Annotated in this window: 11 protein-coding genes; 6 read left to right on the forward strand and 5 right to left on the reverse strand. The window is 42.3% G+C overall.

The window, feature by feature from the left end; all coding sequences use genetic code 11:
* Positions 1–3 precede the first annotated feature (3 nt).
* The 4 genes from FSB73_RS16550 to nanU all read left to right on the forward strand — a co-directional run bounded on the left by FSB73_RS16550 (position 4) and on the right by nanU (position 9,927).
* On the forward strand, positions 4–3,591 hold the full coding sequence (locus FSB73_RS16550; protein WP_225974092.1) for an efflux RND transporter permease subunit: 3,588 nt from the start codon (positions 4–6) through the stop codon (positions 3,589–3,591).
* A 165-nt stretch (positions 3,592–3,756) separates the two neighbouring features.
* The gene (locus FSB73_RS16555; RefSeq protein WP_146784673.1) at positions 3,757–4,296 is read left to right on the forward strand and encodes a hypothetical protein; all 540 of its coding nucleotides are present in this window, start codon (positions 3,757–3,759) and stop codon (positions 4,294–4,296) included.
* A 763-nt stretch (positions 4,297–5,059) separates the two neighbouring features.
* On the forward strand, positions 5,060–8,350 hold the full coding sequence (locus FSB73_RS16560) for a SusC/RagA family TonB-linked outer membrane protein (protein WP_146784676.1): 3,291 nt from the start codon (positions 5,060–5,062) through the stop codon (positions 8,348–8,350).
* Between the two features lie 56 nt (positions 8,351–8,406).
* Positions 8,407–9,927, forward strand: a complete 1,521-nt coding sequence (gene nanU, locus FSB73_RS16565) for a SusD family outer membrane lipoprotein NanU (RefSeq protein WP_146784679.1) — start codon at positions 8,407–8,409, stop codon at positions 9,925–9,927.
* Positions 9,928–10,014: 87 nt separating this feature from the next.
* On the opposite strand, the gene FSB73_RS16570 is transcribed toward nanU, so the two are convergent.
* The 3 genes from FSB73_RS16570 to FSB73_RS16580 form a co-directional block, all read right to left on the reverse strand.
* Entirely contained in the window at positions 10,015–10,722 is a 708-nt protein-coding gene (locus FSB73_RS16570) for a FadR/GntR family transcriptional regulator (RefSeq protein WP_146784682.1), read from the reverse strand.
* 264 nt (positions 10,723–10,986) lie between these two features.
* Entirely contained in the window at positions 10,987–11,844 is an 858-nt protein-coding gene (locus tag FSB73_RS16575; RefSeq protein WP_091393883.1) for a sigma-70 family RNA polymerase sigma factor, read from the reverse strand.
* Positions 11,845–12,077: 233 nt separating this feature from the next.
* A complete protein-coding gene (locus FSB73_RS16580; RefSeq protein ID WP_146784684.1) occupies positions 12,078–12,776 on the reverse strand; it encodes a YceI family protein in 699 nt (232 codons plus the stop codon).
* Between the two features lie 304 nt (positions 12,777–13,080).
* Between FSB73_RS16580 and FSB73_RS16585 the strand changes: the two genes are divergently transcribed.
* Complete coding sequence (locus FSB73_RS16585) at positions 13,081–15,003, forward strand: S9 family peptidase (RefSeq protein WP_146784687.1); 1,923 nt, start codon at positions 13,081–13,083, stop codon at positions 15,001–15,003.
* A 148-nt stretch (positions 15,004–15,151) separates the two neighbouring features.
* Here the strand turns inward: FSB73_RS16585 and FSB73_RS16590 are convergent, their stop codons facing one another.
* Positions 15,152–16,669 (reverse strand): rhomboid family intramembrane serine protease, encoded by a 1,518-nt coding sequence (locus FSB73_RS16590; protein WP_146784690.1) that lies wholly within the window; start codon positions 16,667–16,669, stop codon positions 15,152–15,154.
* A 179-nt stretch (positions 16,670–16,848) separates the two neighbouring features.
* On the opposite strand from FSB73_RS16590, the gene pyrH reads away from it, so the two are divergent.
* Entirely contained in the window at positions 16,849–17,589 is a 741-nt protein-coding gene (gene pyrH / locus FSB73_RS16595; RefSeq protein ID WP_225974093.1) for a UMP kinase, read from the forward strand.
* 375 nt (positions 17,590–17,964) lie between these two features.
* On the opposite strand, the gene FSB73_RS16600 is transcribed toward pyrH, so the two are convergent.
* Positions 17,965–19,467 carry a glutamate synthase subunit beta gene (locus tag FSB73_RS16600; RefSeq protein WP_146784693.1) on the reverse strand — a complete coding sequence of 501 codons (1,503 nt, stop codon included), beginning with the start codon at positions 19,465–19,467 and terminating at the stop codon, positions 17,965–17,967.
* Between the last annotated feature and the right edge of the window lie 17 nt (positions 19,468–19,484).

Genomic DNA, 19,484 nt, shown 5'->3' on the forward strand with positions numbered 1-19,484 from the left:
CATATGCCATCTTTAGAGAATTTACATGGAAATTTCAAGCAATTTAAACCAACCAGCTGGAGTATTAAAAATAAAACATCGATCTATTTGTTGATGCTTTTTGTCTCCATCGCCGGGGTTTTCCAGTTTGTGACACTTCCTAAGGAGCAGTTCCCGGATATTGTGATCCCAACCATTTATGTTCAGACGATTTATGTTGGGAACTCGCCCAAGGATATTGAAAATCTGGTAACCCAACCAATTGAAAAACAAATTAAAGGAATCACGGGTGCTAAGATCAATAAAGTAACCAGCACCTCCCAGCAAGATTATTCAGCCATCGTCGTTGAATTTGGTACGGATGTAAAAACAGATGTTGCCCTGCAAAAGGTAAAAGATGCGGTCGATAAAGCCAAACAAGATCTGCCTACGGACCTGACAGAGGAACCCACCACCATGGAAGTGAGCTTTTCTGATCAACCCATTATGTATGTCAATGTTAGTGGCAACTATGATATGATGCGGCTCAAAGCATATGCTGATGAGTTGCAGGACCGTTTAGAGGAACTACCCGAAATCAACCGGGTAGATATGGTCGGTGCACCAGAAAGAGAATTTCAGATCAATGTGGACAACCTTAAAATGCAGGCGGCCGGAATTACCTTTAGCAATATTGCCTCTGCCGTACAAGGAGAGAATATGGACGTCTCCGGTGGATTACTTCGCGTAGGCAATATGAAAAGAACGCTGCAGGTGAAAGGTCAGATAAAGACGGCTGAAGATCTTAGTCACATTGTGCTTAGAAATTCCAAAGGCGCACCCATTTACCTGAAAGACATTGCTGATATCAAAGATACTGTCAAGGAACATGAAAGTTACGCACGCCTGGATGGTAAAAATGTCATAACCTTAAATATCATTAAAAGATCAGGGGAAAACCTGATAGAGACCTCCGACCAGGTGAAAAAGATCACAGATGAGGTCAAACAGGAAGTGTTTCCCAAAGACCTGGATGTGCGCATTACGGGTGATCAAAGTACCAAGACCAGAACTTCATTTACCGATTTGGTAAATTCTATTGTTATTGGCTTTGTACTGGTATTGATTATCCTGATGTTTTTTATGGGTGTGACCAATGCATTTTTTGTAGCCTTGTCCGTTCCGCTAAGTATGTTTGTGGCCTTTGTATTTTTGCCGGGTGCCAATCTGATTGTAGGTTCGGCCGTGACCTTGAACTTTATTGTATTGTTTGCCCTGCTTTTTGGCCTTGGGATTATTGTGGATGATGCGATTGTGGTGATCGAAAATACCCATCGAATCTTCTCGGAAAATAAAGGCAAGGTCTCCTCCGTACAGGCGGCAAAAATGGCGGCTGGTGAGGTCTTTATACCGGTACTGGCAGGGACCTTAACGACTTTGGCGCCTTTTTTCCCGCTGCTATTCTGGCCGGGCATAATCGGCAAGTTTATGATTTATCTGCCAACCATGCTGATTTTTACGCTGGCAGCTTCGCTGGTAGTGGCCTTTATTATGAATCCGGTTTTTGCGGTCGATTTTATGAATCACAGTGAACAGGAAAATAAACCGCCTAAATCAGCGATTTTCAAGCAACCTATCTTCTGGGTAGCGCTTGGCGTAGGACTTATTTTGGATATTTTCGGGCAGCCTTTTGTCGGGAACCTGATTATTTTTATTGTACTACTTTCTATCCTGAATAAATACGTACTGGACGGCTGGATACATGGATTTCAACATAAGGTGCTACCGGCAATTATGCGCAGCTATGAAAGACTGCTTCGCTGGGCCTTAAAAGGCTGGCGACCAGTATGGCTGCTAGTGGCCACCTTTGGACTAATGATACTGTCTTTTCTGTTTTTTGCAGCCAGACAGGTACCGGTGGTATTTTTCCCGGATAGTGCACCCAATCAGATCTATGTCTATTTAAAAATGCCGGTAGGAACCGACGTCGATTATACTGATTCTGTGACAAAGACCCTGGAGAAGAAAGTCTATCATGTTCTGGGTATGGACAATGGCCGAAAAAATCCCGTCGTAGAGAGTGTGATCACCAATATCGCTATCGGCGCAGCCGATCCCAATAGCGGTGACAGAAGCACCCGTCCGGAACTGGGTCGTATCCAGGTGAGTTTTGTAGAGTTTGGTGAAAGAAACGGTGTCCCAACAGGGCCTTATCTGGATTCTATCCGCGCGGCGGTTAAAGGAATTCCAGGGGCAGAGATTACCGTTAATAAGGAACAAAATGGCCCTCCTACTGATCCTCCTGTCAATATTGAAGTTGCCAGTGAGAATTTTGATGACCTGATCAGTACTTCAGTCGCCTTAAAAAATTATCTGGATTCTATTCAGACGCCAGGCGTAGAGGAATTAAAAATGGATGTGGACCTTACCAATCCAGAAATTAGTTTTACCGTTGACCGGGAAAGAGCCATGCGGGAAGGCGTTTCTACCGCACAGATCGGCCAAGCGATCAGAACAGCTTTATTTGGTCTGGAAGTCTCTAAAATTAAGGATGGAGAAGATGAATATAAAATCCAGTTGCGCAATGAGAAGGCACAGCGAAATAATTTAAGTGACCTGCTCAATATGAATATCAGTTTTATGGATATGGCCAGTGGTCAGTTTAAGTCCATTCCTATCAGCTCGCTGGTAAAAATTGATTTTACCAATACGCTGGGTAGTGTCAAACGCAAAAACCAGAAAAGAGTAATTACGCTGACATCCAATGTGCTGCAAGGGTTCACCCCTACTGCCGTTAACCAGCAACTGGCCAAACACATTCAGCAGTTTAAGCATAAACCAGATGGCGTTACCATTAAACAAACCGGTGAAGGGGAACAACAGGCAGAAACAGGCGCCTTTTTAGGTAAAGCCTTATTAATTGCCCTGATGATCATTGTTTTCTTACTGGTACTGCAGTTTAATTCCGTGAGCAAATCTGTGATTATTCTGACCGAAATTCTCTTTAGCGTTATTGGTGTTATTTTGGGTTATGCCATCACAGGCATGGAAGTATCGGTGGTGATGACCGGCATCGGTATTGTGGGCTTAGCGGGTATTGTGGTGAAAAACGGGATACTCGTCATTGAGTTTGCAGATGAATTAAGAAGCAGAGGACTTAAGACAAGAGAGGCCGTCGTACAGGCCGGTAAAACGCGCATTATTCCGGTGATGTTGACTGCCCTGGCTGCTATTTTAGCCTTGGTACCGTTGGCCATTGGCTTTAATATTAATTTTGTGACCCTGTTTTCTGATCTCAATCCACATATTTTCTTTGGTGGAGACAATGCTTCTTTCTGGAAGCCACTCTCCTGGACCATTATCTTTGGACTGGCCTTTGCATTTTTTATGACCCTGTTTATTCTGCCAGGGATGTACCTGATTGCAGAGCGGCTCAGAAGGCCAATGCGCAGACATTTTGGGGGCACCTGGGTCTCCTTTATGGGAATACCTCCTCTCACCTTACTATTTTTACCGATGGTATTTTATACCATGTTTAAGCACAAAAGGAAGTGCGAAGAAGAAAAGCCAGGGCGGATAAAAGGACGACAAGTGAAGCCTTTACAGGTAGTTGGTTTTAATGGTGATCCCTAAATATGGTTTTTAGTTAGTTTTAGATAAATGGAGCCCTAAGCCCCTGGTAATTAGATCGTCGCATAATTATGCGGGGGCTATGCGCCGGGGGCTATTTTTTATTGGAGACGTTAGCATATGCATGGCAGGATTTATGTAGTATTTGCCATAGCTAACAAAAAATAGATGATGCAAAAAGACAGTAAAGTGCTAGACAGAGGCATGTTTTTAACAAAAATGGTTTTGTTTGTTTGGGCCATTGGCGCAGTTATACTTGGTTGTGGTCCGGTTAAAAAATCGAGTCAAACAATCAGTAGTACAACTAGCCCAAAAGGGGCTTTTAATCTACAAACGGCTATGCGGCGTGCAGATACAACAGCCATCCGACAATTGTTTGCGGGAACATGGACACTTGACAGAATGTGCCGCTCTTCCTTTGTTGGTTTAAAATGCGATACGACTATTGAACAACAGTGGCAATTGGATTCACTTGGTGGGATCAGTTGGATGACTGAGGGAGAAAATGCACTTAAGGATCGCTATCGTTTTGTGCCTAAAACAGGTGCACAGGCTGGTACAACAAAAAAGGTGGATACGGCCTGGGTGCTGTTTTTAAATAAGGCAAATAGAGGCTATTTAATCCGGGCACTCTCCAAAGATTCACTTACGATTTCTGAATATCCACTGATTATGGACAATACGGTGACGTATTATTTGAGCAGGTAGTTGCCATAGCCCCCAATATTAACGGTCAATACAAACCGTAAGATAAACACCTGTATTTAACCAAAGAAGAGATGTTATTTAATAAAAGTAGTTAAATCTCTGTCTACCAGCTTTACCTAATATATGGAAGGCCATTTCTAAATCATTGTAATCATATTGACGGATTGATTGAAATAATTGCTCAAGCGGCGATTCGGGGTGTCAGATAAAAGGCTGTTCCCTTACCTATTTAATGGCAAAAAATACATATTGATTAGGCCGTGTTATACGACCTAACAATCAGCTTATTACAACTTATCACAATTTTACCTCAGGATTTAATTTAAGACTGGACTGCGCACAAAACATTGATTGCTTTATTTTGTCCTACCTGATTACCCTTAAAATTAATATTTTGGTCCTCTTCCAAAACGCCACTCCATTTTAATCTTTAGGCGCCGGCAAAAGCTGATGCAAAGCGAAATCAACCGAAATGCACCATTCATATTTTAATTAACAATGAAGGCTCTTTGATCATGCAAAGGAGTAAAAATCGGTTCAATTTGAAATGGGCCGGTTTGTTTTAATGGTCATTTTGGGGGAAAGATCTGTCACTCAGGGATTTAAAAAATTTGGTTCATTTTTTTGGTTGTTAATAAAAATTAACCTAATTATGCAAAATAATTATGTCATACATAATAATTTTTAAAAAATAATTTTTTAACATGCCCTATCAAATAAAAAAATCAAATCAATAAATGGGAAGACCATTTACGTGGTGGCAATGTGGCTGTTTATTATTTTGAGCTGTCCGCTACTGCTTTTCTCTCAAACCAAGTCAATACACGGATACGTATTGTCAGCCGCTGATCGCCAACCTTTATCAGGTGCGAGTATCTCTGCTGTGGGGAGTACACATGGCGTTTTTTCAGGGCCTGATGGCAGCTTTGTCATTCAGGCAGCAGTGAAGGCGCAGCTCACCATAGGATTTACTGGTTATGAGTCGCAGACGATTACAGTTGGCACCAGCGACACGCTGACTGTTCTTTTAAAACAACAGGAAAGTCGCCTAAATGACATTATTGTGGTGGGATATGGCACGCAAAAGAGAAAAGATTTGACCAGCTCCATTGCTACCCTGGACAATCAAACGCTCGCCAGCGCACCCAGGGCCAATATTGGTTCTGCCCTGCAAGGTTCGGTTCCTGGGTTACAGGTTGTAAATGTTAGCGGAACACCCGGAGCCTCTCCTAAAATTATTTTACGAGGCGGGGCCTCCATTAGTGCACCTGGTGATCCTTTGGTGGTTATTGATGGTATTATCCGCTCCTATAATGATATTGCTGCTGAAGATATCGCCTCCGTTACAATTTTGAAGGATGCCTCTGCCACAGCAATTTATGGTGCACGCGCGAATAACGGTGTTATTTTGATTACCACTAAACAAGGCAAAGCTGGCCATTCAAGACTTACCTATAAATATACCGCTGGTTACAATCAAAATGGAGGTGATTATCAATATCTGAATGCACATGATTATATTTATTATAATAGGCTGGGTAACCTGAATTCAGGCCGTACCCTCGCCCAGGTCAACCAATCAAGAGGATATGGTTTATTGACAGATGCTGCAAACCTGGCATCTTTTGATATCCAGTTATTATCCGATGATAATCGGTACCTGCTTACAAAAGGTTGGCAGAAAATGGCAGACCCATATAATGCAGACGGTCAAGGGCGAAATGACTCGATCATTTATAAGGATCATTCAGGGGAAGTGAAGAACCTGGTATTTAGAAACACGCACACCCAGGATCACTATGTTAGCGCCATGGGTGGTAATGATAAGGGAAAATATTTTGCCAGTTTTGATTATTATAATGAAGACGGTATTATCGTTGGTTCTTCCTATAAAAGGTTTACCGGTACCATTAACGGTTCCTATAAAATTAAGCCTAATGTTGAAATCACTACAGGAGTGAATTTATCTACTGCAGGTCAATATGGTATTGCAACCTCAGACGCCAATGTGATTTACCGAACAATGGCACTTTGGCCTACCTTTAATCCCTGGCTGGATTCAGCGCACACACAGCCCAATCCAGGGGTAGGTGTCAGTGATGGCAATCCCCTTTACTGGCTTGGAAAAACGCAAAGGACCAATACCAATAATAAAATTACGGCCAACGGCTCCATAAAATGGGATATCGTCCCGCACCTATATGTGAAAGGAACTGGAAGTATTTATTATAATGACATAGCCAATCAATCTTATCAATTTCCGACGTCTAATTATACCGACCTGTTTGCAGGTAAGCTTTCCTCTTATACAAGAGATGCGTATAATACAAATAACCGGGCATTTCAACAGCAATATAATGCAACGATCAACTATAATAATACATTTGGCGGACTGCATGATATTAGTGTCATGGCGGGTGCGGAGTATTACGGACTCAAAAACTATTCATTGTATGTGCATGGACAAAATGCGCCTACGGATGACATAACCACTGCCAATGCGTCCACCTTATTTCCGGCAGATGGATCTAATGGAAGCAGCCAGACGCAGTTTGCGATTGTGTCGACTTTTGGTAGACTCCAGTATAGTTATGACAACCGGTATTTATTTGCGGCTGTATTCAGATCAGATGCCGTTTCCAGTCTGGCCCCTGAAAATCGCGTGGGCTATTTCCCTGGTTTTTCGGGTGGATGGAATATCCAGAATGAGAAATTCTATAAAAATGCTGCAATCAGTAACGTCATTACGACCTTAAAGCCCCGAATTAGTTATGGCGTGAATGGCAATATAGCCGGTCTGGGTTATTATGAAGTACAGGGTGTATATGCTTCTCAGGGCAATTATAATGGTAGCGCAGGCTTTTTGAATACTGGCGTCGTGAATACAAACTTGCAATGGGAAAAAAGCGCAACCACTGATATTGGTCTGGACGCTGGTTTTCTTGCTGGTAAAATTACTTTTACCTTTGATTATTACAACAGGGTTACCAGTAATTTGTTGACTAATCTTTCGCTGCCAAGTTATACTGGTTATTCCTCGTTCAGGACAAATCTGGGAACCTTGCAAAACAGAGGTCTGGAATTTAGTGTGCAGGCAAATATTATCAACGATCCTGATGGCTTTAGCTGGACAATGAGTGCCAATGCCTCTTATGATAAAAACAAAATTTTAAAACTACCATACAACGGTAACGAAAACAACAGACAAGGTGGCCTGCAGATCTGGGATCCTAAAACCAATTCAGCTATTTGGGTTGGCGGTTATCAGGAAGGAAAGTCCATTGGCGATGTTTACGCATTTAAGCAAGTAGGTATTTTTAAAGATGAGGCTGAAGTGGCGGCGCTCGCTAATACACGCTATGACGCCGTTGCTCAAATTTCGGGGCCCGGCATTACAGGGGGTTCCGGCAAAATTACGGCAGGTGATGTAAATTGGCTGGATGTTGATGGTAACGATACGATCAATTCTCTGGATCAGGTATATATGGGTAATATATTCCCTAAATGGACAGGGGGCTTTTCTACAAATCTGTCCTATAAAAACCTTTCATTATATGCCCGTTTTGATTTTGCAACTAATTATATTATATACAATGATTTGATGGCAAGAACCTTGGGAAACTATCAAGGAACTTTTAATTATATCGATCTGCAAAAACAATCCTGGTCACCAGATAACGAAAATACCGATATTCCTAAAGTGTATTATGCTGACCAGGTGTCTGCCCCTGCCGGTAAGAAAAACTACACCCGGATTAATAATGCGGCAACGAACTTGAATAGTAATAATTCTAACTTGTACGAACCTGGTGGATATTTAGCGTGCCGGGAGATTACCCTTTCTTATAACTTCTCAAAGCAATTGCTGGAAAGAACTCGGCTTTTATCTGAGGCCAGGTTATATATCAGTTGTAATAACCTGTTTTATCTAAGTGGATTTTCCGGACCATCTCCTGAACCTCCTACTAATGCGAGTGGAACGATTACAGGGGTGTATGTAGGCGCTTACCCGATTCCAAGGTCCCTTATTATTGGCGCACAAATCAGTTTTTAAAACGCGTCGTTTTCTGCGGACTTTAAAACAATTTTATAAAATAAAAATATATACAGATGAAAAAGTATATTCTATTAATAATGATTGGCGGGGCCTTTTTGTTGGGTTCCTGTTCCAAGCAGCTGGATCTCTCACCGGTAAGTACAGTCAGTGATGCCAGTTATTGGAAGACGGCTGATCAGGTGGATGCCTTTGTAACCGGTATTCATATCCGGTTCAGAGCGGATAATGCGGCGATGTTATACCTAGGAGAGCTAAGAGCAGGGTCTTATGGCCCTGATCCAGGAACTTCCGGAGCTTTTACTGGTGAAGCCACGCAGGGTTTTGAAAATATGTGGAATCAAACCCTTGATCTGGATAATGCAGGGGTCAGTAATTTTGGTGGTTTTTATAATAATATCAATCAGCTGAACATACTTATTAGTAAGTTAAAGACAATTTCTTTCGTCAAAGCTGAGGATAAGGCTTACTATTTGGGGATAGGTTACGGTATGCGGGCTTTTTACTACTTTCAACTTTACAGAAGCTGGGGAGACGTGGTATTACAAACGCAGCCAATTGCGAGTTTTGATATTTCTACATTGGCAAAGGCCGCCTCACCTGCGGCGGATGTAATGACTCAGATTAAAACTGATATTGATAGCTCGCTGGCTGATTTTGGCGATGATTACAGCTTCAGGCAGGACAAAGGTTTCTGGTCAAAGGCTGCTACACGCATGCTGCAGGCTGAAGTGTATCTTTGGACGGCAAATAGACAGGGAGGAAAGACTGATGCGACAATTGCCGAATCTGCTTTAACTGATATTCAAAAAAATATTCCCACTTTAAGCTTATTACCCGTCTATGGGGATGTATTTACCGAAAAAGGAAATAGTGAAATTATTTTTGCCAGTACCAATAAACTCAATGAATCAACCCTGGGATTTATCGGCAATTTCGTCCCGCAAGCAAGCCTGATTCAAAATTTTTATGATTCAGTCCATCATATGAAATTTGATGCTACCAATAACTGGGGTGGACTGCTGCGTTGCCCGACAAGAATTGCTTCTTTTCGCGCCTATAGCGATAAGGATTCCAGAAAATGGTGGAACATCCAGCCAGCATATAATAAAAATTCGGATGGCAGTTATAGCATAGCAGGTTGTTTTATGAAAAAATATGCTGGCGAGCAATCCTCAGGTGTCCGCAATTATACCAACGATTTTCCTATTTACCGTTATGCAGATCTGTTGCTTTTAAAAGCGGAGGCTGAGATTTTGCTTGGTCAGGACCCGACGACAGATATAAATTTAGTCAGGAAGCGCGCCTTTGGCGATAATTATAATGCAGCTGTTCAGGGGTATCCCAATCAGGCAATTGACGCAGACCCTAAAGAAGCGGTATTACAGGAGCGTTTACTGGAATTTATGTTGGAAGGAAAAAGGTGGTATGATTTAAGAAGTATGGGTGATCAGTACGTATTTGAACACACATCGCTTTCTTCTTCACAGGCCTATAAACTCCTTTGGCCAATCGACAGAAATGCACTGACCAATAATAGAGACTTGCAACAAACACCAGGATATCCAAAGTATTAATAATGAACTAACAAACAAGCCGCAGTTTTGGTTAACCCATTATCTGCGGCTTGTTTGTTTTGCTTAATTGAACGATATGGCAATCCGTTAGGATCCTATTTTTCTTTCCAGGCGTGCAAAATGGCTGGATAAATGCACGCGCATACCACTTCTAAAATCCTCAGGTGTTCCCTTTTCTAAAATACTGACCAATTGTTTATGAGACACAAATTTTTTGGGATTTTGAGCTGGTTCAATTAAATCACTTTTCTCCACAAAATCAAAAATGGGTAATAGAAGGCTTTGAAATTTTATTAGGGTCTCATTTTTGGAGATTTTATAGAGTTTGCCATGGAACTTAATTTCATAAGCAGCCTCAAACTTTTCGCCGCTGGTGGAGCTGGGCTCATTTTTGACAATTTCCTTAAGCTCTTTAATATCCTGAGGGGTTACATGTTTAAAAAGCAAATCAGCCATCCCAATTTCCAGCACCAGGCGGATCTCAAATATTTCTTTTAGCGTATCTTCACTTAAGACATAAGGATTGAGGCTTTTGGCCAGATTACCGAATATATCCGGATTGGTAATAACACTACCCTTTTTCTTTTTACTTTCAATCAGTCCCATCATACGCAGGCGCATCAGTGCTTCCCTGACTACCGTTCGGCTGACACCTAGTGCCGCTGCCAATTCAAGCTCCTTTGGAATCGTATCACCAACTTTTAATTTTCGCTGATGTAATAAATCTATCAGGTTTGCCTCTACCCGGTCTACCAGGCTTTTGTTGTTGATGGAGGTAAAAACTTCATTATCCATTTATGTGTATTCATTTAAAATATTTTCAAAGATACCTTGAATTAGAATGTCAAGACAAAAATAAGCAATTAATATATATTATGTTATACATAATATATATTAGTGCCCGCCTCTTCAATTGTCTGCTTTCGTCGCAATCGTCCAATAGTAAAACGCATAACGACCTGTTTGGAGGGAGGTTGAGCAGTATGTAGGCGATAAGGGCAATAAAAAAGGTGCTTTTGCTAAACCGCAAAAGCACCTTTTAAAAAATAATACTGGTCTTTATCCTAAATAGGATTTTAAGGCACCGCTATAGCGGGCTTTTTGTAAGCGTTTAATCGCTCTTTCTTTAATCTGACGGATACGCTCCTTGGTCAGATCGTATTTTTGACCGATCTGCTCAATGGTGATACCGTTTTCACCTTCCAGGCCAAAATAAGCATTGACAATCTCCGCTTCTCTTGGGCTCAGTGATTTTAGTACCCGGCGAATTTCTTCTCTCAGCGAATCTTTCATGACATCATCATCGGTGTCATCCGCACCTTCCAAAAGGTCCCCCATGGCCACATCCTCTGCTTCGTGCACTGGTGCATCCAGAGATGTATGCCTGGTGTTACTTTGGAAAATGTTGTTGATTTCTGTCTCGCTCATTTCCAGGATACTGGCTAGTTCTTCCGTACTTGGCTCTCTTTCATGTTCTTGTTCGAATGCCATGTAGGCTTTGTTAGCCTTGTTATACGTGCCAATTTTGTTTTGAGGCAGGCGGACGAGTCTGCCCTGCTCTGCCAACGCTTGTAAAATGGACTGGCGAATCCACCATACGGCGTAAGAGATGAATTTGAAACCTTTGGTTTCGTCAAAGCGTTGTGCCGCTTTAATTAAGCCGAGGTTGCCCTCGTTAATCAGATCGCTAAGGGATAAGCCTTGGTGCTGGTACTGCTTAGCGACAGATACCACAAAGCGCAAATTGGACTGAACCAATTTGTCTAAAGCCCATTGATCACCCATTTTGATGCGCTGAGCCAGCGTAGTTTCTTCTTCAGGTGTAATCATAGAGATTTTGGATATCTCCTGAAGATATTTTTCTACGGCCTGCGAGTCACGGTTGGTGATCTGAGTGGCAATTTTAAGCTGCCTCATATTATATAATGGCTTTAATGATAGATATAAAACGTACCCTAAGGTCGATTTGTTTCAAAATTATATTTAATTTTCAATATTATAACATAATTATCCCCAAAATCGGCGGCAAAGTTACGAATAATAGCCGGCATAGACAAATAATCATCGGCCCTAACCGGTTATTATCAATAAAATTAAGAAAAAATATAGAATAAAAATAATGGATAGGCGGGATTAATATGTCCTACCTATTACTTGCCTGCTTTTATATTTATTTGAAAATCAATGTTTTTGTTGATTATCTTATCTTTTATGGAGTTTTCAGACCCGTAATTAACCCCCCAATTGGTTCTGTCAATGGCAAAGGCCGCCCGAAAGTCAACAGCTGTGGAATCTGCATGCACCTCGGCCGGGAAAGTAATAGACTTGGTAATACCTTTGATCGTCATATTGCCTGTTACTGTTGTATTTGTCTGAATACCAGCGGCTTTTGCATCTTTTCCACTATCCGGTGTAACACTGCTTGTACTGGTCCCCGGTTCGATTTTGGTAATTTCAAAGGAAGCGGACGGAAATGAATCCACAGAAAAGAAATCCTGAGAAGAAAGATGCGCTTTTAACTTGGTATTACCTTCCAGATCCTGATCAGTTGGTTGAAGCGCCTTCATATCCATGGTGATTTTTCCACCACTTATCTGCGATCCCTGGACGCTGATCTGGCCTTCTAAGAGCGGCACATAGCCAGAGTGGTCAGCACCGATCAGCTTAGAGCCTCTCCAAAGGACCTTACTGGCAGCCGTATCTATAGGCAAAATATGACCTTTTGTCGCTATTACTTGCTGTGCGGCTGCGGTTTTAGCGGCCTCACTATTTTGGGTGCTGCCACAAGAGGATAGTATGAATAGTCCACCGCAGAGCATTCGTACAACTGAATGGGATAATAATCTCATGTTTTAAATTCTTTGATATAAAATGGGGCAATGCCCTGATAAAAAGTATCTTATAAAAGTGTTGCAAAAATAAGATCTTCCCTATTTTTCCACCTATAGCCTCTGTCACTTATTTGTCTTTTAACATAAGCTTCGATAGAAAACAGCTTTTAACCCTACCAACTTTAAGAACAATTTGGCCCTTAATGCTGCTCAATTTTCTTTCTCCTTTAAATTTAGCTATTTTTGCCCTCCTGGCTAACAGGTAGTAGGTTTGGTATTTAAAGTTAAAACAGCTACCCTGGCCTTCATTAATTTTCAACACATGAAAAAAATATTAATCACATTAGCCGCATTCACCATGTTACAGGCCACCGCACAAAAAGCTCCCTTGACCCCCGAAGGGTTATTGTCCCTGGGGCGCGTAAGCGCCCAGGGGATCACCCTGGATGGAAAATCGCTTATCTACAAAGTATCCACGCCAGATATTGAGGACAATAAAATGGAAAGCGCTTATTTTCGGATGCCACTGGCTGGTGGCGCAGCTACAAAAATTACAGAAGACGAAAAAAATGCCTTGCTCGCAAACGACCGGATTTCTCCGGATGGCAAATATATATTGAGTAGTGAAGCGGTCAAGCTGGAGAAAGTACTGGGTAGCGACCGCTATCCTGAACTGCAAAAGACCTCTGCCCAAGTATATACTTCTTTAAACTATCGTCATTGGGATAAATGGTTCAAGGGGAGCTTTGATCATGTCTTTTTTGCACCTTACCAAGATGGCAAACCAGTAGAAGGACAGAAAAAGGATATCATGGAAAAAGAGCCTTATTTCTGCCCGCAGCAACCCTTTGGCGGTCCCGAAGATTATATCTGGACACCCGACAGTAAAAAAATTATCTATGTCTGTAAAAAGCAATATGGCACTGCCTATGCTGAGAGTACCAATACGGATATTTATGCCTATGATATTGCTACCGGCAAAACACAGAATCTTACTGAAAAGAATCTGGGCTATGACCTCTCCCCTGCTTTTAATAAAAAAGGCAAAATGGCCTGGTTGCAAATGAAGACTCCAGGATATGAAGCGGATAAAACAGACCTGGTTGTGCGTACGGGAGATTTAACGGTGAATCTGACCGGATTTAAGGATCAGATCAATGTCGCCTCCTTTAAATGGGGCTCAGATGACCGGACCTTGTTTTTTGTCGCCCCTGTAGATGGAACGATGCAGGTGTTCTCTGTTCAGGATATAGGACTGACTAAGATGATGCCTCAGATCAGGCAGATCTCCAAAGGAGACTTTGATGTAAAATCTATCCTGGCCCAGGTGGGTGACGAACTGATTGTAGAAAAGGAAGACATTTCAAGAGCGGCGGAGGTCTATGCGTTAAATATTGAGACGGGTGCCCTAAAGCAATTGTCCCATGTGGATGATGAAGCCTATAGTCATTTAGCACCTGTCACCACTGAGCGCAAATGGATCAAGACCAAAGACGGTCATCAGATGATGCTGTGGATTGTCTATCCCCCTGATTTTGATAAAACAAAAAAATATCCCGCCCTGTTATATTGCCAGGGCGGCCCTCAGTCTCCAACGACCCAATTTTTCTCTTATCGCTGGAATTTCCAACTGATGGCCTCAAAAGGTTATATTATCGTCATTCCTTGTCGAAGGGGTATGCCTGGCTATGGAACAGCCTGGAATGCGGCTGTTAGTAAACATTGGGGCGGTGAGGTTATTCAAGACTATTTAGATGCGACCGATGATATTGCCAAAGCGCCTTATGTGGATAAATCAAGAATTGGTTGCGTAGGCGCAAGCTTTGGTGGTTATTCAGTTTTTGAATTAGCAGGCAAGCATGAAGGACGCTTTAAAACCTTTATTGCCCATGACGGGGTCTTTGATTTTGTTTCCATGACCGGGACCACCGATGAACTTTGGTTTGAAAAATGGGAAAAAGGAGGCTATTACTGGGAAAAGGACAATAAAGCCGCGCAGGCATCTTACGCTGCCTCCCCGGTAAATTTTGTTGACAAATGGGATACGCCTATAATGATCGTGCAAGGCGGCATTGACTACCGGGTGCCCATTGAACAGGGTCAGGGGGCCTTTCAGGCTGCACAGCTCAGAGGCATCAAAAGCAAGCTGCTTTACTTCCCTGATGAAAATCATTGGGTGTTGCAACCTCAAAATGCCCTGGTATGGCAAAGAGAATTTTTCACTTGGTTGAAAGAGACACTTTAAAAGCAAAGAAAAAATAAGCAAAGACGGCCCAGGGTGCGCTTGGAGAAAACCATTTTCTTATACAAGCATATGCTGGGCCGTTTTAATTAAGTCGACTACAGGCAGCTATATGAATTAGCCCATAGAGCCAAACAGCAATTTTATTAAATTATTGGAAGGTCCAGGTGGTATTTTCCAGTTCATAGGTGACTCGGTGTAATTCAGTATCACAGGCGTGGATCTGGTCCATATATTTTTTATTTCTGCGACCATAATATATCCATAACATTTCACTGGCGGCTCTTTTGGCTTGCAACAGTAAATATTTACGTAGCAGATTTACCCGGTAATGCCCATTTTGACCGATGGGCAACTGCTCAAGTCTGTCCAGTACCCTGGCATTTTGTTTTAGAAACCCCAGGCTCTGGTATTTAATTTCCAGGACAATTTCATCGTCGGAGACCTCATCCAGCAGACTTAGATAATGCTGTGCCCTGATATCATTCATATTAAATTCCTGTATAATCGACCGGAAAGTATTGGCGGGATTGGGCATTTTTTTTAAAGAAAAAAAGACAATGGCTATCGAACAGACCAAAATAATGGACAGCCTTTTGGCTGTTGTCCAAATGTTTTCCGTACGGATGCCACCAATAGCAATAAGCCCCAGCAAAAAACCGGTGATCAGACCACCTACGTGCGCACTGTTATCTACTGCACCTTGCAATCCGCTGAGTAACTGCACTGCGATAAAAAAAATAAGGGTAGAAAATATGGCCCTCCTGGTGTGCTTTTCGATCAGGTCGGATAAAAGCAGTGCCAAAAAAACACCGTACATACCCAGGATGGCACCCGAAGCACCCACAGATCCGTTGAATGGGTGCATGTAAATACTTAAAAGGCCGCCCATAGCACCACATAAAAGATAGAAAAATAAAAACCGGGCTCTTCCTAACAGCGGTTCTAAATAGGCTCCTATCATGAGCAGCGAAAACATATTGCCGATCAAATGTAAAAAACCGGCGTGTATAAACTGATAGCTTAATAACCGCCACCACTGATGCTTTGTGAGTGTTAAATCCAGCAAATTGACCCCTAAATAGTCAAAGCCTCTTAGTGAATAGTGCCAAAAGCCTCCGCCAGCAAAACCGATCAGTAGAAAATAGAGAATATTCAGATCAATCAGAATGGGGGTGATAAAATAACCTGGTTTGGGATTAAATATGGATATAAATCCGGAAATCTTGCTGGTGGAATTGGTTATTTGATTAAAACGCTCATTTGCAGCTTTTTCGTGACGGGCGGCAATGAATGTTGAACTGGCGATGATATATTGCCTATTTAATTGCTCGGAAGTCCGGTTTTTAAGCAAATGGTTGAGTGCCCGGCCCAGTTTTCGGATATTACGCTTATTTTGCCCAAAGCTCCAGAGCTGGGGCATAATACAGCTGCTGGCAACTGTTACGGTATCGTGATTGATTTCCATATGGATTACTTCTCCAAAAGGTACAATTGAAATCCCCGGGAAGGCAGTGATGTTCTCCTCAGCTACCGGTCCCAGCGACCAGCCGATCAGTGAGATGGCTTCCAGCAATAACCCATAAATTTCTCTGGGAGCAGTGTTCTCAAAGACAATTTGTTCAACGTATCTGGCATTGATTTGAAAAGACATTGCAAAAAGAGCCATTAGGTTTGGTTTTCTATACTGGCCGTGTACAATATTAAATATTAATTTTCTAACTGTCAAAGTATTCTATCAGAAACACTTAGGATAGAATGACTTTTCCACAATTTCTGCACGATTGGTCCCCAACTTGGAAAAGGAGCTGTATTAGCAGTTGGCGGTACATAAAAAATCCCTTTATTTTGCAGACAAACAAATCAATCACCATGCTCCCTAAATATAAACGTGTCTTACTCAAACTCTCTGGAGAGTCCCTGAAGGCCGAGAATAGTACAGAACCCTTTGATCCAAAAATCATTGAACAATACGCCAATGATATTAAAAGCATTACTGATATGGGGGTTCAGGTGGCAGTCGTTATCGGTGCCGGGAATATCTATCGGGGGATGAATGAGGCAGAAAGTGGTATTGAAAGAGCGCACGGTGATTATATGGGGATGTTAGCAACCGTTATCAACGGGATGGCCATGCAGGCTATGTTGGAGAAAATTGGTATTTTCACCCGCCTGCAGAGCGCTTTGCAGATGGATCAGGTTGCAGAACCTTATATTCGCAGAAGAGCCATTCGACACCTGGAAAAAAACAGAGTCGTGATCTTTGGTGCAGGTACAGGTAATCCGTATTTCACCACAGATACAGGTGGGTCACTCAGGGCCATAGAAATCAAGGCAGATGTTATTTTGAAAGGAACAAGGGTGGATGGCATTTACACCGCTGATCCTGAAAAAGACCCTGAGGCAGTTAAATATGAGACCATCAGCTACAAGGAATGTATCGACAATAATCTGAAGATTATGGATATGACCGCATTTACCCTTTGTATGGAAAATAAGCTGCCAATCATTGTATTTGATATGAATAAACCAGGTAACCTGCGAGCCGTAATTGAAGGCCAGAATGTAGGCACCCTCGTAACGCAATAAAGCGCGCCTCATAAATATAGCAATAGATAGCGCAATAAAGATAGTTGGTTACAAAAAGGCCTCTTTTAAATATGTAAATATTAAAGGGGCTTTTTCAATGTAAGGTTAATGAGGCGCCAGCAAGAATCCTGAACTTACCACTACCTACGCACCGCTCCCCGCTCCCCGCGCCCCATTTACCCATTTACTTATGTTTGGCAGCAGTATCTGCAATACGTAGGTACTTGCAATCACAAAAGACAAAAGACAAAAAGCAATCTAAATTTTCTTAGATTGCTTTTGTCTTTTAAAACAAGGTATTTATAAAGCGTCAATTTGTTGTGTAACCCGTGCAGGCGTTTTAGTGCTGCCTGAAATTACCTTACATCTAACCGCTTAAACATTATTTACAATCAAATTGGCATCTTTGCTTTCCAGCACAGAATGTCCCATTAGATATTCATCTACCTTTCTGGCACACTCCCTGCCTTCGCTGATAGCCCAGACAACCAATGACTGGCCGCGGCGCATATCACCACAGGCAAATATTTTAGGAATGGATGTGGCAAATTCTTTTTCCGTGGCCTTAATATTACCTCTTTCATCCAGATCAAGTCCTAGTTCATCGACCATGCCTGTTTGCAACGGATGTAAAAAGCCCATTGCGAGTAAGGCCAGGTCACAGGGTAATTCTCTTTCGCTGCCTTTGACTTCTAAAAACTGAGAAGGCCGGCCATTTTCTGATTTCCATTCCAGATCAACTACCCGGATGGCCTTCAGGTTACCCTTATCATCACCAATAAATTCCTTGGTGGCAATCGCCCAATGTCGTTGAGCGCCTTCTTCATGGGAAGAAGTGGTTTTAAGGATCATAGGATAAGTTGGCCAGGGCATAAATTCAGTACGCTCTTTAGGAGGTACGGGCATCAGTTCAAATTGAGTGATGGATTTGGCGCCTTGTCTGTTAGAAGTACCCACGCAGTCACTACCTGTATCCCCACCACCAATGACAATGACGTGTTTACCTGTGGCTGTAACATTTTCATCCAGAATATTACTCTCAATTTCTGGTTTTGCCAGTGGATCCCGGCCAGCAACACGTTTGTTTTGTTGCTTTAAGAATTCCATGGCAAAGTAAATACCCTTTAAGGAACGGCCATGCACGGGCAAATCTCTGGGAACGGTTGAACCGCCCGCCAGTACCACCGCATTGTTTTCTCTTAAGATATCATTGAGCTTGACATTTACACCGACATTGGCATTGAGTTTAAAGGTGACCCCTTCTTGTTCAAGTACAGACAACCTGCGGTCAATGATGTGCTTTTCCAGTTTAAAATCCGGTATACCGTATCTGAGCAGTCCACCTGGTGCATCATCTCTTTCAAAAACAGTCACTTGGTGTCCTGCATTATTTAGTTGCGTTGCAGCGGCAAGACCGGCAGGGCCGGAACCTACGACGGCTACTTTTTTGCCGGTACGCACAATGGAGGTGCGTGGTTTTACCAGACCCAGTTCAAAGGCTTTTTCTATGATATGTTTTTCGATCTCTTCAATAACGATCGGCGGTTGATTGATGCCTAAAACGCAGGCGCTTTCACAGGGAGCCGGACAAATCCTTCCGGTAAATTCAGGAAAGTTATTGGTGGAGGATAATATATCAAATGCTTCTTTCCAGTCTTCCCGGTAGACCGCGTCATTAAATTCTGGAATCAGGTTGCCCAAAGGACAACCGTTGTGACAAAAAGGAACACCACAATCCATACACCTTGAAGCTTGCTGCTCTAGTTTATTTCCTTTATAGAGCTGATTGAACTCTTTATAATCTTTAACACGCTCAGCAATACTTCTTTTTTCAGGAAGCTCGCGTGTGTGCTCTAAAAATCCAGTTATTTTTCCCATCGTCCCCTTATTATAAA

The organism is Arachidicoccus ginsenosidivorans, from assembly GCF_007971385.1.
GTDB classification, from domain to species: domain Bacteria; phylum Bacteroidota; class Bacteroidia; order Chitinophagales; family Chitinophagaceae; genus Arachidicoccus; species Arachidicoccus ginsenosidivorans.